The sequence below is a fragment of the Streptomyces uncialis genome, from assembly GCF_036250755.1.
Taxonomy (GTDB): domain Bacteria; phylum Actinomycetota; class Actinomycetes; order Streptomycetales; family Streptomycetaceae; genus Streptomyces; species Streptomyces uncialis.
The window spans coordinates 5,011,790-5,027,376 of sequence record NZ_CP109583.1 but is presented as its reverse complement, the minus strand read 5'-3'; the positions used below and the strand labels follow the sequence as shown (position 1 = coordinate 5,027,376).

The 15,587-nt window shown below is 71.8% G+C and carries 14 protein-coding genes; 6 read left to right on the top strand and 8 right to left on the bottom strand.

Translation table 11 applies throughout. From position 1 onward, the window contains the following. Window positions 1-256: 256 nt before the first annotated feature. The 3 genes from OG711_RS20885 to OG711_RS20875 form a co-directional block, all read right to left on the bottom strand. Window positions 257-1,579 carry a wax ester/triacylglycerol synthase domain-containing protein gene (locus OG711_RS20885; RefSeq protein WP_329560030.1) on the bottom strand — a complete coding sequence of 441 codons (1,323 nt, stop codon included), beginning with the start codon at window positions 1,577-1,579 and terminating at the stop codon, window positions 257-259. 279 nt (window positions 1,580-1,858) lie between these two features. Beyond that, complete coding sequence (locus OG711_RS20880) at window positions 1,859-2,701, bottom strand: hypothetical protein (RefSeq protein ID WP_329560029.1); 843 nt, start codon at window positions 2,699-2,701, stop codon at window positions 1,859-1,861. Window positions 2,702-2,955: 254 nt separating this feature from the next. Next, the gene (locus OG711_RS20875; protein ID WP_329560028.1) at window positions 2,956-3,864 is read right to left on the bottom strand and encodes a hypothetical protein; all 909 of its coding nucleotides are present in this window, start codon (window positions 3,862-3,864) and stop codon (window positions 2,956-2,958) included. A 292-nt stretch (window positions 3,865-4,156) separates the two neighbouring features. Between OG711_RS20875 and OG711_RS20870 the strand changes: the two genes are divergently transcribed. Next, window positions 4,157-4,471 (top strand): 4a-hydroxytetrahydrobiopterin dehydratase, encoded by a 315-nt coding sequence (locus tag OG711_RS20870; protein ID WP_073787459.1) that lies wholly within the window; start codon window positions 4,157-4,159, stop codon window positions 4,469-4,471. Here OG711_RS20870 and OG711_RS20865 read toward each other — a convergent pair. Together OG711_RS20865 and OG711_RS20860 are read right to left on the bottom strand one after the other, a co-directional pair. After that, complete coding sequence (locus tag OG711_RS20865) at window positions 4,425-5,039, bottom strand: potassium channel family protein (RefSeq protein ID WP_329560027.1); 615 nt, start codon at window positions 5,037-5,039, stop codon at window positions 4,425-4,427. The genes OG711_RS20870 and OG711_RS20865 overlap by 47 nt on opposite strands. Before the next feature lie 973 nt (window positions 5,040-6,012). Further along, window positions 6,013-6,798: a TetR/AcrR family transcriptional regulator gene (locus OG711_RS20860; protein WP_245876743.1), complete on the bottom strand. Its 786-nt coding sequence runs from the start codon at window positions 6,796-6,798 to the stop codon at window positions 6,013-6,015. A gap of 105 nt (window positions 6,799-6,903) precedes the next feature. On the opposite strand from OG711_RS20860, the gene OG711_RS20855 reads away from it, so the two are divergent. Together OG711_RS20855 and OG711_RS20850 are read left to right on the top strand one after the other, a co-directional pair. Further along, on the top strand, window positions 6,904-9,369 hold the full coding sequence (locus tag OG711_RS20855; protein WP_329560026.1) for an excinuclease ABC subunit UvrA: 2,466 nt from the start codon (window positions 6,904-6,906) through the stop codon (window positions 9,367-9,369). Window positions 9,370-9,488: 119 nt separating this feature from the next. After that, window positions 9,489-10,217 (top strand): siderophore-interacting protein, encoded by a 729-nt coding sequence (locus OG711_RS20850; protein ID WP_266517542.1) that lies wholly within the window; start codon window positions 9,489-9,491, stop codon window positions 10,215-10,217. A gap of 129 nt (window positions 10,218-10,346) precedes the next feature. Here OG711_RS20850 and OG711_RS20845 read toward each other — a convergent pair whose 3' ends face one another. Together OG711_RS20845 and OG711_RS20840 are read right to left on the bottom strand one after the other, a co-directional pair. After that, window positions 10,347-10,934 (bottom strand): HhH-GPD-type base excision DNA repair protein, encoded by a 588-nt coding sequence (locus OG711_RS20845; RefSeq protein ID WP_329560025.1) that lies wholly within the window; start codon window positions 10,932-10,934, stop codon window positions 10,347-10,349. A 179-nt stretch (window positions 10,935-11,113) separates the two neighbouring features. Next, entirely contained in the window at window positions 11,114-12,760 is a 1,647-nt protein-coding gene (locus OG711_RS20840) for a helicase HerA-like domain-containing protein (protein ID WP_329560024.1), read from the bottom strand. A 122-nt stretch (window positions 12,761-12,882) separates the two neighbouring features. On the opposite strand from OG711_RS20840, the gene OG711_RS20835 reads away from it, so the two are divergent. Further along, window positions 12,883-13,179 (top strand): type II toxin-antitoxin system VapB family antitoxin, encoded by a 297-nt coding sequence (locus OG711_RS20835; RefSeq protein WP_009067182.1) that lies wholly within the window; start codon window positions 12,883-12,885, stop codon window positions 13,177-13,179. A 237-nt stretch (window positions 13,180-13,416) separates the two neighbouring features. Next, entirely contained in the window at window positions 13,417-14,067 is a 651-nt protein-coding gene (locus OG711_RS20830) for a LytR C-terminal domain-containing protein (protein ID WP_073787449.1), read from the top strand. A 286-nt stretch (window positions 14,068-14,353) separates the two neighbouring features. Here OG711_RS20830 and upp read toward each other — a convergent pair whose 3' ends face one another. Beyond that, the gene (gene upp, locus OG711_RS20825; protein WP_073787890.1) at window positions 14,354-14,989 is read right to left on the bottom strand and encodes a uracil phosphoribosyltransferase; all 636 of its coding nucleotides are present in this window, start codon (window positions 14,987-14,989) and stop codon (window positions 14,354-14,356) included. Between the two features lie 114 nt (window positions 14,990-15,103). On the opposite strand from upp, the gene OG711_RS20820 reads away from it, so the two are divergent. Continuing rightward, window positions 15,104-15,301 (top strand): hypothetical protein, encoded by a 198-nt coding sequence (locus OG711_RS20820; RefSeq protein WP_073787447.1) that lies wholly within the window; start codon window positions 15,104-15,106, stop codon window positions 15,299-15,301. The last annotated feature ends 286 nt before the right edge of the window (window positions 15,302-15,587 follow it).

The window sequence follows — 15,587 nt, the reverse complement described above, 5'->3', positions numbered from 1 at the left end:
GACCCACCCGCCCCAGCTGAACCCTCCACCCCAGCCGAGCCCTCCGCACCGGGTGCCCTCTCCGCACCGGATGCCCCCTGCGCACCGTGGGCCCGTCGCGCCCCGGGGTCCTCCTCGCCGTCCCCGGGCATACCGATCTCCTCGCCGTACGGGCCCCGCTCCTGCCCGACAGCAGACCTCACCCCCCGTCAACCGGCGACCGCGGAACCCCCGAACAGGTGACCGTCCCCGGGTGGACGGCACCGCCCGGCGACGGTCAGGACGACGGCCGTTCGTACCACCGGGGCGTGACCACCCGCCGGGGCCGCGACGGCCAGGGCGGACGCGGCACACCCGCGAGGGACTCGCACAGCTCCCGCGCCCACCGCTCCGGCAGCGTCCGCACCGCCGACGCGGACCGCGCGTGCACCACCGCGCACCGCACCACACCACCCGCACGGGTGAACGAGACGTACGCGCCCAGCGGGAACCACGGGTCGTAGAACATGGCGCCCCCCACGAGCCGCGCCCCGAACGCCGCCACCACCCCCGGCAGGGTCAGCGAACTGGCGATGAGCGGCAGCGCGCGGGGGTCCGCGAGCCGGTGCCCGGTCCACTCGGTGACGGCGTACGGGGACACCGCCGCGGCGACCCGTGCCACATCCCGCAGCCGGGTGTCACGAAACGCGCCGGTCGCCGCGCCGACCCGCCGCACGGCCTGCGCCAGATCGTCCGCGCCGACGGGCAGTTCGAGCCGGAACAGCGCCGTCAGATTGCCGGGCGCGGACCGCTCGTCCGCCCCGCGCAGGGACATCGGCACCTGCACCGGCAAGGTGGCGGGCGGCCCGTCACCGGCACCCGGACGCGGCCATCCGCCGCGCAGGGCACGCGCGAGCCCGGCCAGGCACAGATCGTTCACACTGACGCCCCACCCGCGCGCGGCCTCCTGTAACAGCGCCTCGGGCACGTCCGCGTGGACGATCCGGGTCGGCCCCGGCACCGGGGGCCGCAGCGCCTCCCAGCCGCCCGCCGGACGGTACGAGCGGCCCAGGTCCCCCAGCACCCGCAGCGCCCCGCGCGCGGTGGGCCGCCCCGGCGGATACGACCAGGGGCCGGGCGAACCGCCCGGCCCCTGGTCGTCCAGCAGATCCAGCGTGCTGTGCGCGGCGCCCACCCCGTCCTGGAGGGCGTGGTGCACCCGGAAACAGAGCCGGAACCGGTCGGCCGCCGTACTGGACCGCAGCAGCCACAGATCCCACGGGGGCACCTCACCGCCCGGCAGCGGCGCGCGCATGACCTCGTCCAGCGCGGCGACCGGGTCGGCGTGCTCCCGCACCCGCAGATGGTGTGCGGGGACGAACACCCCCTCGGCCGGCCGCCAGCGCGGGCGCCGCCAGGACGGGCCGCCCCCGGCGGGGGTGATGTACCGCAGCGGTCCGATCAGCGGCGCGCGCTCCGCGAGCCGCTCCCGCAGCGCCTCCGTCGGCGGCGCCGGTCCGCTGAAGTCGAGCACGAGGCCGGTCGCCTGACGCTGTGTCCGGGCCCGGTTGAGCATGAAGCGGTCCGCTCCGTTGAGCAGCGGTCCCCGTGCATCCGTCATCGTCCCCCGCCTTCCTCGACAACGCGGCACCGCGCACCCGGCCCCGCGCACCCCCGGCGGCCGCCTCCCCCGGTCCGCCTCCGCCCCGGCACCGGCCGACAGCTCCACCCCTCACCACAGTACGTACCCCCTCTGACACCGGAAGCGACTGTCGGCCACCCGCGACTTCCCGTTCCGCCGCGTGGCGGACGGCGGGGGCGCGGGGCCATGTCCGGGGGAAGGACATGGGCCCGCGCCCCCTGTTCACGGGTGGCCCGTCAGCTGTTCACGGGTGGCCTGTCAACGGAGAACGAGCTCGTGGTCCCCGCCGTTGACCCCACCGAGGTAGTAGTCACCGCCCAGGGGGCCGAGGTGGGTGCCCGCCGCCTTCGTGGTCACGGTGATCACATGGGTCTTGCCGGGGTCGAGGTTCGGCAGCCGGTAGTTCAGCCCCGTCGTGCCGTGCGATCCCGTGGCGCCCTCGACCGTGGTGACCTTCGTGATCGGCCCCGACGCGGGGTTCATGACCGCCCTGAGCCAGACGCCGGTGGCCCGGTGCACACCGGTGTTGCCGATGGTGACCGTCTGGGTGAGCTCACTGCCCGGCGTGCCGTCGCCGGTGATCCCGCCGGTGATGCCGAGCCGGGCGTCGGGACCGTTCAGCGAGTCCTGCTTCAGGTTCCTGGTGCGGACCTCGCCCGTGTTGTTGCTCATGTTGCTGTCGTTGAAGAGGACCAGGTCCGGACCGCCTCCACCGGCCCGGAAGACCGCGGGCAGCACCGGAGCGTTCTTGTGGTTGCCGATCCGCGCGGCGATCCGCAGCGTACGGGTCTCGCCCGGGTCGAGGGTGTTCAGCAGGATCCTGCCGTTCACCACGGGCCGGGAGTCGTAGGAGATCTTGGTGGTGCCCTTCGGCATCGTGGTCCCGACGATCAGCGGGGCCGCCTCACGGCCCTCGTTGGCGACGGTCACCACGTACTCGACCATGGCCCCCGGGTCGGCCCCGGCCGGGCCGGTGACGCGCAGGCTCATGTCCGTGTCCGGTGTGCCGTCCCCCTGGACGGCGGTGGCGGGAAGCACGAGGGCCGCGGCGGTGAGCGCGGTGATGGCGGTGATGGCGGTGATGGCGGCAGGACGTTTCATATCCGGGTTCCTCCCCGATCGATATGGGTCGCGGACCGGACGGGGCCGGGCTCACGCGCGGGACGCGACGACCGGGGTGACGGGTCCGGGAAAGGTGGGCCCCGCTCGTACCGGCCGGGGTGGCACGGAGGGCACGAGCGGGGGTCGAGCGGGGGTGCGGGGCAGCACCTGGGGAGGTCACCTCCCCGCACCCCCTGTCATGGGGCCGCCTGCTCGCGGCCGCTCTGCTCAAGGTCGCCCTGCTTGCGGGCGCCCTACTTGCGCAGGTCGAGCGTGTGCTCCCCGCCGTTCGCGGAGCCGAGCACGTAGAAGCCGCCGTACGCGGACCCGGGGCCGGTCTCCGAGGTGAGCCGCGTCTTGACGATCACCGTGCGGGACCTGCCCGGATTCAGCGGGGAGAGCCGGTAGCGGAAGCCGATGTCGGTGTGGTGGCCGCGGGCGGGGTCGACGCCGTCGATCTTGAGGATCTTCCCGGAGAGACGGTGCACCCGTCCTTCGAGCTCGATCTCCGTGGCCCGGTGCTCACCCGTGTTCTTGATGGTGATCACCTGCTTGAGCACCTTGGACTGCGGAGAGGTCGCGAGGATCTGCCCCTTGACGCCGAGTACGGCGTTCGGGCCGATGAAGGGATCGCCCTTCTCGTTCACCGTGTCGACGTACGCGTGGTTGTTCCGCCAGTCGGTGTCCTTGTAGGTGTTCAGGAGCGGCTGGTCAGGAATCCTGAAGCTCGCGGGGAGCTTGATCCCGCCGTCACCGGCGCCGATCCTGGCCCCGATCCTGAGCACCCGCGTACTGCCCGGGAGGAAGGACTCGACGGGTATCAGATGCTCCGTCACGGGACGTGAGCCGACGGTGATACCGGTCGAACCCTTCGGCAGCTCGAACTCCAGCTCGGTGGACACCTCCTCCCCCTCCAGATTGGTGACCCGGACGACGTACTCGACCAGATCCCCGGCGACGACCTTCGCCGGACCGGTCGCCTCGACCTTGAGATCCGCGAAGGGGATGTCGACCTCGGCTGCCTTCCCGCCCCCCGCGGCCTTCCCGGTCCCGCCGGTGGCGAGGGCGGGTCCGGCGACGGCCGGACCGGCCACGAGCGCACCGGTCAGGACGGTGGTCAGGACGGTGGTGACGACAGCTGCTGTCCGGCGCGGGCGCTGCATCAGGTGCTCCTTGTACGGGGGCGGGGTGGTCCTGCGGTACGGGGCGGGGGCCCGCGGTGCCGCAAGTCTGTCCCGGGAGCCCCAGGCGTGGCGATTACCTCCGAGGTAACGCGAATGGGAACCTCAGCGGGTCGAGCGGTGTACTAAAAACAGCGCCACCCGACACCCGCACCAGCCAAATCCACCCCCGCACCCGCACCCGCAGACAGACCGGCACACAGACCGACACACAGGCACCCCGAAACCGACGCGTACCCATCCCCGCCCCGTACCCGAGGAGTGATCCCACGTCATGTCCGCCACCCCCCTGACCCCGGCCGAGCTCGACCAGGCCCTCGGCGAGCTGTCCGACTGGTCCGTGCAGGAAGGCCAGCTGTACGCCTCCTTCACCCTGGACCGCGCCACCCTCCCCGCGCTCTACGCCGCGGTGGCCGCCGTGGAGGACCAGGCGAACCACCACGCGTCCGTCCACATCCTGTACAACACGATCACCTTCGCCCTGGACACCCATGACGCGGGCGGCGCCATCACCGCGCTGGACACCGCGCTCGCGGCCAGACTCAGCGCTCTTGCCGCCCAGCACGGTTCGCGCCCGAGCGGTTCCTGAGCTGGGAGCGGAGCCTGGTCGACACGGCGGTGGCCGAGGCCGTCAGGAACACGAACGTGTAGAGGATCTGGACGATCACCACCACCCGTGACGCCTGCCCGTGCGCGGTGATGTCCCCGAAGCCGACGGTCGCCAGGGTCACCACCGTGAAGTACAGCGAGTCCACCCGGGTGTACAGCCCCCCTTCGAACTCCCCCGGGCTGCGCGCCAGCGCGAGGTACGCCGTGGCGAAGACCAGCACGGTCATACACATCAGCACGACGATCGCGAACGCCGGATGGGTGCCCTCGCGCTCCATCAGGACGTCCCGGATATGTCGGAGCAGCAGCGTGGCGATCAGCACGAGCGCGGCGATGAACGCCAGCCAGCTCACGGCGGGGTGGTCGGGCCCGAAGGCCGTGTTGGGGAGGAGGAAGTACAGAGTGACGAGAATCGTGACCGTCCCGGCGATCGCACCCCACCGCTGAAGCGGATCGCGGAACCGCCGGTGCCGCGGACCACGGCCGGAACCGCCGTCCGGCTCCGCCGTTCCGGAACCCGGGTCGTCCGCGGCGTCCGGTACGTCCATCACGTACACCTCGCACCGGTGGGGGGACGATCACCCCCCACGATCCGCCGCCCCACCCCACCCCGCAGCCCACAACACCCATCCGGGTGACCGGTCCCCCCGGCTGAGCGACCTTGCTCCTGTCCTGCACCCCCCTCCTCGTGCACGCGCCCCGCTACGGGAGGGGGTGGGCGGGAATCTCTGCCCGCAGACTCCGATGCTCTTCAGCAGGACAAGAGGGACGTCCGACCGAGCGCGTTGGAGCGAGGACGGAGAATCCCGACCGGCCCCGCCCCGAAAGACAGCAGAACGCGCCCCAAAGGGGCGCGGGGAACTGCGCGAGCAACCACGCGCCATCCGCACCCGAACGGAAACCGTAAGGGGCGCGACCTCAGGGGCGCGAGGAACCGCGCAAACACGAGGACGGCCCCGCACCCGAAAAGCGACCGCAAGGAGGCACCACCCAGGGGCGCGGGGAACTGCGCGAGCAACCAAGCGCCACCCGCACCCGAACGGAAACCGCAAGAGGCGCGACCTCAGGGGCGCGAGGAACCGCGCAAACACGAGAACCGCCCCGCACCCGAAAAGCGACCGCAAGGGGGCACCACCCAGGGGCGCGAGGAACCGCGCGAGCAACCAAGCGCCATCCGCACCCGAAGGGAAACCGCAAGAGGCGCGACCTGAGGGGCGCGGGGAACTGCGCAAAGACGAGAACCGGCCCGCACCCGAAGAGCGACGCACAGAGGCACCACCCAGGGGCGCGGGGAACTGCGCACCCACGAACGACCTGTGCGGGAACAAGCGCGTCACGCCGGACGGACCTCGGAAGCGCAAGCGAAGGCGACCCGCGGGGAACCGCGCACCCCACGAACGACCGCACAGGAACGAAGTACGCCCAGCCGGACAGACCCCACAAGCGCAAGCGAAGGCGCCCCGCACGGGACAAGTACGCCCAGCACAGGGGGGACCTCAGAAGCGCAAGCGAAGGCGCCCTTCACACGTCGATCAGGGCCGAAAGGCCATCAAGCACGCACCGCAACCCGAACGCGTACGCGTACTCCGCGCTGTACGGCCCCCCGTACTCCACAGCCGCCGCACCCCCCACCCGATGGGCCAGCGGAAACCGCTCCGCGTCCAGCACCCGCGCGAGCAGCGGCCCATGCTGCTCCCACCACTCCGCATCGCTCTGCGCACTCTCGCGTTCCACCGTCCGCACATCCAGCCGCCCGCGTGCCACGGACTGCACGAACCCGAGGACGTGGGCCAGCGCCGAGTCCATCTGCACATCGGTGAGCCCGAGCCCGTCGAAGGCCCGCAGTTCGTGCTCGTACTTGGTCATCACGCCGGGCCCGAGGGGCGGACGGACCGTGGGCAGCCCCGCGACCCATAGATGTGCCTCGTACAGCGCGTGGTTCTCGTCGGCGACGGCGGTGACCCGCTCCCGCCAGCCGCCGCCCGGGGCGGGGACCGTGCGCGGCATCCACAGGTACACCCGGTCCAGCATCAGCGCGAGCAGCTCCGCCTTGCCCGGGACATAGGTGTAGAGGGACATGGGGGTGAAGTCCAGCCGCTCGGCGACCCGCCGCATGGTGACGGCGTCGAGCCCTTCCGCGTCGGCGAGCGCGATCGCCGTGCGGACGACGGTGTCGACGCTCAGTCCCGGCCGGGGCCCACGCCCCGAGTGCTCGTCGCCGGGCTCCCGCCACAGCAGCTCCAGCGTTCGCGCGGGATCGCCTGTCTGTGCCCCGCTCCGACCGGTCACCATGTCCACCAACTCCATCTGCGTACATCGTATGCAGTACTGTGTATCCTGTACGACGTACAGAGTATCCACGGAGATTTCTGAACCATGTCGACGACAGCCCCTGGGCGCCCGAGGAGAGTCATGCCGGCCGACGCCGACCGCACGTCCGCACCGAGCAACAGCACGCCCCCCACCACGCCGAGTGCCCACCCGGACCCCGCCCCGGACCCCGCCCCGGGCACCGCACCCACCGCCACCGCTGCCACTGCCCCGGCCCCCGCCACACCGGCACCCGCACCCGCACCCGCACCCGCCCCGGGCATCGGCACCCTCCCCGCCCTCGTCCTCACCGAGGCGGACGGGCATCACGTCATCGAGGTGCGTGGGGCGCGCGCGAACAACCTCCGTGATGTCTCGGTCGACATCCCCAAGCGGCGGCTCACCGTCTTCACCGGGGTGTCCGGCTCGGGGAAGTCCTCGCTGGTCTTCGGCACGATCGCGGCCGAGTCCCAGCGGCTCATCAACGAGACGTACCCGAGCTTCATCCAGTCGTTCATGCCCGCGCCCAGCCGCCCGGACGTGGACGGGCTGCGCAACCTCAGCGCGGCGATCGTGGTGGACCAGGAGCGGATGGGCGCCAACTCCCGCTCCACCGTGGGCACCGCCACCGACGCGTACACGATGCTGCGGCTCATCTTCAGCCGGCTCGGCGAGCCGTACGCGGGCACCTCGAACTTCTTCAGCTTCAACAGCGGCGAGGGCATGTGCGCGCGCTGCGAGGGGATCGGGCAGACCTCCGAGATCGACGTCGACCGGGTCGTCGACCGTTCGCTGTCCCTGAAGGAGGGCGCGATCCTGGTCCCCGGGTTCGCCGTCGACTCCTGGCAGTGGGGCGTGATGGCGGGCTCGGGCTTCTACGATCCGGACACCAAGGTCGGGGACTTCACGGAGACCGAGCTCCACGACCTGCTGCACAAGCCGGTCACCAAGGTGAAGGTCGGCACCAGCAACCTCACCTACGAGGGGCTCGTCCCGCGTATCCAGCGGTCGTTCCTGTCCAAGGACCGCGAGGCGATGCAGTCGCACATCCGGACCTTCGTGGACCGGGCGGTCGTCTTCGCCGTCTGCCCGGACTGCGGGGGCGCGCGGCTGAGCGCCGCCGCGCTGGCGGCGCGGATCGGCGGGGTGAACATCGCCGAGTGCTCGGCGATGCAGATCAGCGATCTCGCCGCCTTCGTCCGCGGTCTCGACGCCCCCGAGGTGGCCCCGGTGCTGGGCGCCCTGGGCGATCTCCTCGACGGCCTGGTCGAGATCGGTCTCGGCTATCTGAGCCTGGACCGCACCTCGTCCACGCTCTCCGGCGGTGAGGCGCAGCGGGTGAAGATGGTGCGCCATCTCGGCTCACCGCTCACCGATGTCACGTACATCTTCGACGAGCCCACCATCGGGCTGCACCCGCACGACATCCAGCGGATGAACAGCCTGCTGCTGCGGCTGCGCGACAAGGGCAACACCGTGCTGGTGGTGGAGCACAAGCCCGAGGTCATCGCGATAGCCGACCATGTGGTGGATCTCGGGCCGGGCGCCGGGGCGGACGGCGGGACGATCCAGTACACCGGGGACCTGGCGGGGCTGCGCGCCTCGGACACCCTCACCGGCCGCCATATCGGGCACCGGGCGCGGCTGCGGGAGACGGTCCGCAAGCCCACCGGCCAGCTGGGCATCGAGCACGCGGACCTGCACAACCTCAAGGACGTCTCGGTGGACGTGCCGCTCGGGGTGCTGACGGTGGTGACCGGTGTCGCGGGTTCCGGCAAGAGTTCCCTGATCCACGGTCATCTGGCCGACCGGGAGGGAGTGGTGGTCGCGGACCAGTCCCCCATCCGGGGCTCCCGGCGTTCCAACCCGGCGACGTACACGGGGCTGCTGAACCCGATCCGGACCGCGTTCGCCAAGGCCAACGGCGTCAAGGCGGCCCTGTTCAGCGCGAACTCGGAGGGCGCCTGCCCGCGGTGCAACGGGCTGGGCCATGTGTACACCGATCTCGCGATGATGGCCGGGGTGGTCTCGGTCTGCGAGGAGTGCGAGGGCAAGCGGTACACCCCGGAGGTGCTGGAGTACCGGCTCGACGGGCGGAACATCAGCGAGGTGCTCGGGATGTCGATCGCCGAGGCCCGGTCCTTCTTCCCGACCGGTCAGGCCCGCAAGGTGCTGAACCGGCTCCATGACGTCGGCCTCGGGTACCTCCGGCTGGGGCAGCCCCTCAACACCCTCTCCGGTGGCGAGCGCCAGCGTCTGAAGCTGGCCATCCACATGGCGGAGAAGTCCTCGACGTACATCCTGGACGAGCCCACCACGGGTCTGCATCTGGCGGACGTGGACAAGCTGCTGGCGCTGCTGGACCGGCTGGTGGAGGACGGGAACTCGGTCATCGTCATCGAGCACCATCTCGCGGTGATGGCGCACGCGGACTGGATCATCGACGTCGGTCCCGGCGGCGGCCAGGCCGGTGGGGAGGTCGTCTTCACGGGGACACCCGAGGAGTTGGTGGCCGGCGGGCGGACGCTGACGGCCCGGCATCTGAGGGAGTACGTGGCCGGTTCCTGAACGACTTCCTGAACGACACGCGGCGAACCCCTCGCCAAATCGCTTTAGGTTAGGCTAACCTAACCAACGGACGCCGGGGGCAGAAGTGCCACCGGGGGCGACCGGCGAGGGGAGTGGTGATGAAGCGGGGCTGGGAAGGTGCCGTTCTCAAGCTGCTCCGGAGCAAGGACTTCGTCCTCACCGTGACCGGCACCGAGGTGGTCAACGACCGCTTCCGCAGGATCCACGTCACGGACGGCGGCATGCTCGCGGTCACCGGGGTCCACCCCACCATGTGGGTAAGGCTCTGGTTCAGCAAGGCGGGCAAGCCGCACCAGCGCGGCTACACCCTCGTGGACCCGGACCCGGACAAGGGCACCTTCAGCCTGGAGTTCGTGCTCCACGAAGGTCCCGCGAGCGACTGGGCCCGTGCCGCCCGCGAGGGCGACACCATCGAGGCGACCGTGCACGGCTCGGACTTCACCACGCCCGATCCACCGCCCTCCCATCTCTACGTGGTCGGCGACGCCGCGTCGCTGCCCGCGATCAACTCCCTGCTCGACGAGCTGGGCGAGGTTCCCGCGACCGTCTGGTACGAGACCTCGCATCCGCTCGACGCCCGGCTGCCGATGCGGCTCGATCCGGCGCGGCACGACCTGCGTACGGTCGCGCGCGGCGGCGGCGGACTCATGGAGGAGGTCCGGTCCACCCTCCCGGACCTCCTCGGGAAACACCGGGACACCGACGACTACTTCGTCTGGGTCGCCTGCGACACCGTCACCACACGGTCCCTCACGGCGTACCTGCGCAAGGAGCTGTCGGTACCCAGACCGCGCGTCAAGGCCCTCGGGTACTGGCGTCCGGACTGACGGGGGTGGACGCATGTCCCTTCCCAGTGGGACATGCGCCAGATGGCGGACCCGGACTGTGGCGGCTCTCAGCCCGGTTCCGCCGACTCTTCCCGGAAGCCCTTGCGACACCCGGCCACGGCCGCCGTGTCACAGGGGCTTCCGGGCTTTCTTCGCCGCCTTGAGCTCCTGCTTGTGCGCGCGGACCTTCGCCAGCGACTCCGGCCCGGTGATGTCCGCCGCCGACCGGTACGCCCCCTGCTCCCCGTACGCCCCGGCGGCCTCGCGCCAGCCCGTGGGGCGCACCCCGAGCTGCTTGCCGAGCAGCGCGAGGAAGATCTGGGCCTTCTGCTTGCCGAACCCCGGCAGGTCCTGGAGCCGCTTCAGCAGCTCCTTCCCGCTGCCGACGCCCTCCCACACCGCCGCGGCATCACCGTCGTAGTGCTCCACGAGGTACTGGCAGAGCTGCTGCACCCGCTTGGCCATCGACCCGGGATACCGGTGCACCGCGGGCTTCGCGGACAGCAGCGCGGCGAACGCCTCCGGCTCGTACGCGGCGATCTCTTGTGCGTCGAGATCGTCCCCGCCCAGCCGTTCCGCGATCGTGTACGGCCCCGCGAAGGCCCATTCCATGGGCACCTGCTGATCCAGCAGCATGCCCACCAGCGCGGCCAGCGGGCTGCGCCCCAGCAACGCGTCGGCGTCGGGCTGCTGCGCGAGACGAAGATTCACATCCATACGACGATGATGCCGCCCCCCACCGGCCCCGGCACCCCGGCACCCCCCACCCGGCACCCCCCACCCGGCACGCCCACCCGGCGCCACCCCACCCGACACGCTCACGTTCCACAGGCCCACAAGTCACCGTGCACGCCTCGCCCACCGGAGCTCACCACCCGGAGGTCACCGCCCCCGGATCACCGTCTGCGGGCCGTGCCGAACAGCGAGCGGCTGATCTCCCGCCCCAGCTGGGTGCCGACGGACCGCGCCAGGGACTTGAACACCCCGCTCCCCACCACCTGCTCCACCAGCGAGGGGTCCGCCCGCCCGGCCGCCGCCCCCTTCCCCCGAGCCGACTCCCGGTCCGACGCCGACCCGGACCCCGACGACTCCCCACCCGGACCCGAGCCCGACTCAGGCCCAGGCCCAGGACCAGGCCCCGGACCAGGCCCCGGCTCCCGACCCGAGCCCTCGGCTCCCCGTGCGGCCAGCCGCTCGAACGCCGACTCCCGGTCCACCGCCTCCGCGTAACGCCCGTACAGCGCGGACCCCGTCACCGCCGCGTCCAGCGCCGCCGGGTCCAGCGGTCCCATCAGGGACTCCGGGGCCCGCAGCCGGGTCGCGGCGACCGGGGTCGGCGCGCCGTTCTCGCTGAGGACGGTGACCACCGCCTCGCCCGTGCCGAGCGCGGTCAGCACCTCCTCCAGGTCGTACGGGGAGTCGGGGAACGTCCGCACCGTGGCGCGCAGCGCCTTCTGGTCGTCGGGGGTGAACGCCCGCAGCGCGTGCTGCACCCGGTTGCCGAGCTGCCCCAGCACCTCGGCCGGTACGTCCTTCGGCGTCTGGGTCACGAAGAACACCCCCACCCCTTTCGAGCGAATCAGCCGCACGGTCTGCGTGATCGCCTCCAGGAACGCCTTGGACGCGTCGCTGAACAGCAGATGCGCCTCGTCGAAGAAGAACACCAGCTTCGGCCGGTCGAGGTCCCCGACCTCGGGAAGGTCGTGGTAGAGGTCCGCGAGGAGCCACATCAGGAACGTGGAGAAGAGCTGCGGCCGGTCCTGGACGGCGGACAGTTCGAGCAGGGACACCACCCCGAGCCCGTCCGCGGTCCGCAGCAGCTCACCCGTGTCGAACTCCGGCTCCCCGAAGAACGCCGAAGCGCCCTGCTGTTCGAAGGCGGTCAGCGAACGCAGGATCACCCCGGCGGTCGCGGCCGACAGCCCGCCGATCCCCTTCAGCTCGGCCCTGCCCTCGTCCGAGACCAGGAAGGCGACGACGGCCCGCAGGTCCTTCAGATCGACGAGTTCGAGGCCCTTGCCGTCGGCGTAGTGGAAGACCAGCCCGAGGGACTGCTCCTGGGTCCGGTTCAGCTGGAGCACCTTCGACAGCAGCACCGGACCGAAGCTGGTGACCGTGGCGCGGACCGGGACGCCGTGCCCGATCCCGCCCAGCGCGTAGAACTCGGCCGGACAGCCGCCCGCCTCCCACCGCTGCCCCACTTCCCCGGCCCGCGCGGTGACCCGCTCCCCCGCCTCACCCGGCTCGGAGATCCCGGAGACATCGCCCTTCACATCCGCCAGGAACACGGGGACGCCCTGCGCGGACAGCTGTTCGGCGATGAGCTGGAGGGTCTTCGTCTTGCCCGTACCGGTGGCGCCCGCGACCAGCCCGTGCCGGTTGAGCATGCCGAGCGGCACCCGGATCTGCGCCTCCGGGACGGCGCGGCCGTCCCACAGCAGCGCCCCGAGGTCGAGCGCGGGGCCGGTGAAGGAGTACCCGGCAACGATGTCCTTGACGGCCGACCCGGCGGTCCCGGCGGGCTCCGGCACGCTGTCACTCATGGTTCAGGCCCCTGTCCCCGGCCCCAGTGGTACCGGTCCGTACCGTTAAGGGCGTTATGCACCACACTCGCACTGCCCCGCCGAGGCTGCGCCCGGAGAGGCTTGGCCGGTAGGCTTTCCGTGTGATCTTCAAGCGCATCGGAAACGGCCGGCCATACCCCGACCACGGCCGGGAAAGCACCCGGCAGTGGGCGGACGTCGCACCGCGTCCGGTCCGCCTCGATCAGCTCGTGACCACCAAGGGCCAGCTCGATCTGGAGACGCTCCTCGCCGAGGACTCGACCTTCTACGGCGACCTCTTCGCGCATGTCGTGAAGTGGCGGGGCGATCTGTACCTGGAGGACGGGCTGCACCGGGCGGTCCGGGCCGCACTCCAGCAGCGGCAGGTGCTGCACGCCCGCGTGCTGGAAATGGACTGAGCCGGTCCGCTCACGGTGGCCGATCGGAACCGCTCACGGCGACGACCGGGCCCCCTCATGGCGGACGATCCGGTCCGCACCCGGTGGACGACCGGGTCCCGCTCCTCGTGGACGAGCCGGTCGCCCGTGGTGGACTGAGCCGGTCCGCCCAAGGCCGTTGGCCCTTTCGGGTTGGACCGGCCCTCAGCAAATGATCATTTAGTAGGCATCATCGCCGCGCAGCACTACGCTGCGCACATGAGCATGCTCACACCCCCCGGCATGGGCGGTCAGTACCGCATCACCGGGGAAAGATATCCCCGTATGCGCCGGGGACGCCGACGCGGCTGGATCGTCTCCGTGTGCGTCGCGTCCGTCGTGGCCCTGGGCGTGATCGGCTGGGGCACCCTCCAGCTCGTCGGCGTCTTCACGGGCGACGGCGGCAAGGCGTCGGCGGCCGGCGCCGGATGCGCGCCCTCGGCGAAGCCGTCCCCCGGCCGGTCCGCGGACGTCGCGAGCCGGACGGGCAAGGCCCTGCCGCGGCCCGCCGGGATAAAGGTCAACGTCCTCAACGCGACCCCGCGCAGCGGGCTGGCCAAGAAGACCGCCGACGAACTGCGCAAACGCGGCTTTGCCATCGGTCAGGTCGGGAACGCCCCGAAGGAGTTCGACAAGAAGGTGCCGGGACCCGGGCTGGTGGTCGGGGCGAAGACCTCCGAGCGGGGCGCGCTGCCGGTCCTCGCGACGCAGCTCGCGGGCGCGCAGCAGCGGACGGACGCGCGGGGCGCGGGCGATGTCGACCTCATCCTCGGTACGGCGTTCACCAAGCTGACCCCGCAGGCCGCCGCGACCCAGGCCCTGTCCGCCCTCGCGTCCCCGAGCCCGGCACCCACCCCGTCGTCCTGCTGACCCGGCCCGGGAACCGTCCCCGTCGTCCCGTTCCGACCCCGTGCGGGAACCGTCCCGCCGGGGTCACGTACGCGGAGGGGACCGGGGTCGAGGAGCCCGGGATCACGCCCGCGCGGAAGACCGGGCCGCCCGGGAACGGGTTCAGGACAGCCAGGCCCTGAACCCCGCGCACCCGCGCACCCGCGCACGCACCTCGTGAACCCACCGCACCCCGGGCACCCCGGGCAACACCCTGGAACCCGGTCCAACGCGCGCGGGGGGGGCTACGCGGGGGGCTACGCGACGGCTATTCAGCCGCGCCGTACATCCGGTCGCCCGCGTCACCGAGACCCGGGACGATGTACCCGTTCTCGTTGAGCCGCTCGTCCACGGACGCCGTCACGACGGTGACCGGGACGCCCGCGAGATCCCGCTCCATGATCTCCACGCCCTCGGGCGCGGCGAGCAGCACGACGGCGGTCACATCGTCGGCGCCGCGCCGCATCAGCTCCTGGACCGCGGCGACGAGCGTGCCGCCGGTCGCCAGCATCGGGTCCAGTACGTACACCTGGCGCCCGGACAGGTCGTCGGGCATCCGGGTGGCGTAGGTCGACGCCTGGAGCGTCTCCTCGTCCCGGATCATGCCGAGGAACCCGACCTCGGCCGTGGGCAGCAGCCGGACCATCCCGTCGAGCATGCCGAGACCGGCCCGCAGGATCGGCACGACCAGGGGGCGGGGGTGGGAGAGCTTGACGCCGGTGGTCGCGCAGACGGGCGTCTCGATGTCGACCTGCTCGGTCCGCACATCGCGGGTCGCCTCGTAGGCGAGCAGGGTGACCAGCTCGTCGGCGAGACGCCGGAAGGTGGCGGAGTCCGTACGGCGGTCGCGCAGGGTGGTGAGCTTGTGGGCGACCAGCGGGTGGTCGACGACGTGGAGACGCATGTCCACCACAGTAACCGGGCCTCCGTGCCCTCCGTGCTGGCATCAAAACCGCCGACCGGGGGAAAGTGGGAGGGACCGACCGGGGCCCACCAGGGCCCCTTGGGGGTGTGACCGATGCCTGAGCGGGCCCCGCGAGGCGGGGAAGACGCCGGGAGCGACCGCTGGACGGACGCCGAACGCCGAAGGCGCCGCGCCCAGTTCCTGCGTGAACTGACCGAGGCGCGGGAGCTGAGACGCCGGGTGCAGCCGCGCCGCGCCCGGGCGCAGCGAATGCGCCAGGCGATGCGCAACCGGACATTCCGCACGCAGTGACGCGCGCGGCGCGCGAATGGTGAGGAAGTGACACCGGACACGTTCCGGTATCGATCCGGCGGCCTCGCCGGTGCCTTTCCCGGGGCCCCGGCAGGGGGCGCCGGGCCGTCCGGGCCCTGGGACCGACGGCCCCGGGCAGGCGTGCGGGGGGCGCGTGGGGGCGGTCGTACGGGACGGTCGCGGGGTGGCGAAGCCCCCGCGCGGAGGACGCGACGCGCACACAGGCCCCGGAACACCTCTCCTCGGGCCGTGGTTTCTGCCACGATTCCGATTGGGCGGGGCACTC

Coding starts and splice junctions, on each gene's coding strand:
- OG711_RS20885 (WP_329560030.1), bottom strand. CDS start 1,579: ATGACGGATGCACGGGGACCGCTGCTCAACGGAGCGGACCGCTTCATG.
- OG711_RS20880 (WP_329560029.1), bottom strand. CDS start 2,701: ATGAAACGTCCTGCCGCCATCACCGCCATCACCGCCATCACCGCGCTC.
- OG711_RS20875 (WP_329560028.1), bottom strand. CDS start 3,864: ATGCAGCGCCCGCGCCGGACAGCAGCTGTCGTCACCACCGTCCTGACC.
- OG711_RS20870 (WP_073787459.1), top strand. CDS start 4,157: ATGTCCGCCACCCCCCTGACCCCGGCCGAGCTCGACCAGGCCCTCGGC.
- OG711_RS20865 (WP_329560027.1), bottom strand. CDS start 5,039: ATGGACGTACCGGACGCCGCGGACGACCCGGGTTCCGGAACGGCGGAG.
- OG711_RS20860 (WP_245876743.1), bottom strand. CDS start 6,798: ATGGAGTTGGTGGACATGGTGACCGGTCGGAGCGGGGCACAGACAGGC.
- OG711_RS20855 (WP_329560026.1), top strand. CDS start 6,904: ATGCCGGCCGACGCCGACCGCACGTCCGCACCGAGCAACAGCACGCCC.
- OG711_RS20850 (WP_266517542.1), top strand. CDS start 9,489: ATGAAGCGGGGCTGGGAAGGTGCCGTTCTCAAGCTGCTCCGGAGCAAG.
- OG711_RS20845 (WP_329560025.1), bottom strand. CDS start 10,934: ATGGATGTGAATCTTCGTCTCGCGCAGCAGCCCGACGCCGACGCGTTG.
- OG711_RS20840 (WP_329560024.1), bottom strand. CDS start 12,760: ATGAGTGACAGCGTGCCGGAGCCCGCCGGGACCGCCGGGTCGGCCGTC.
- OG711_RS20830 (WP_073787449.1), top strand. CDS start 13,417: ATGAGCATGCTCACACCCCCCGGCATGGGCGGTCAGTACCGCATCACC.
- upp (WP_073787890.1), bottom strand. CDS start 14,989: ATGCGTCTCCACGTCGTCGACCACCCGCTGGTCGCCCACAAGCTCACC.
- OG711_RS20820 (WP_073787447.1), top strand. CDS start 15,104: ATGCCTGAGCGGGCCCCGCGAGGCGGGGAAGACGCCGGGAGCGACCGC.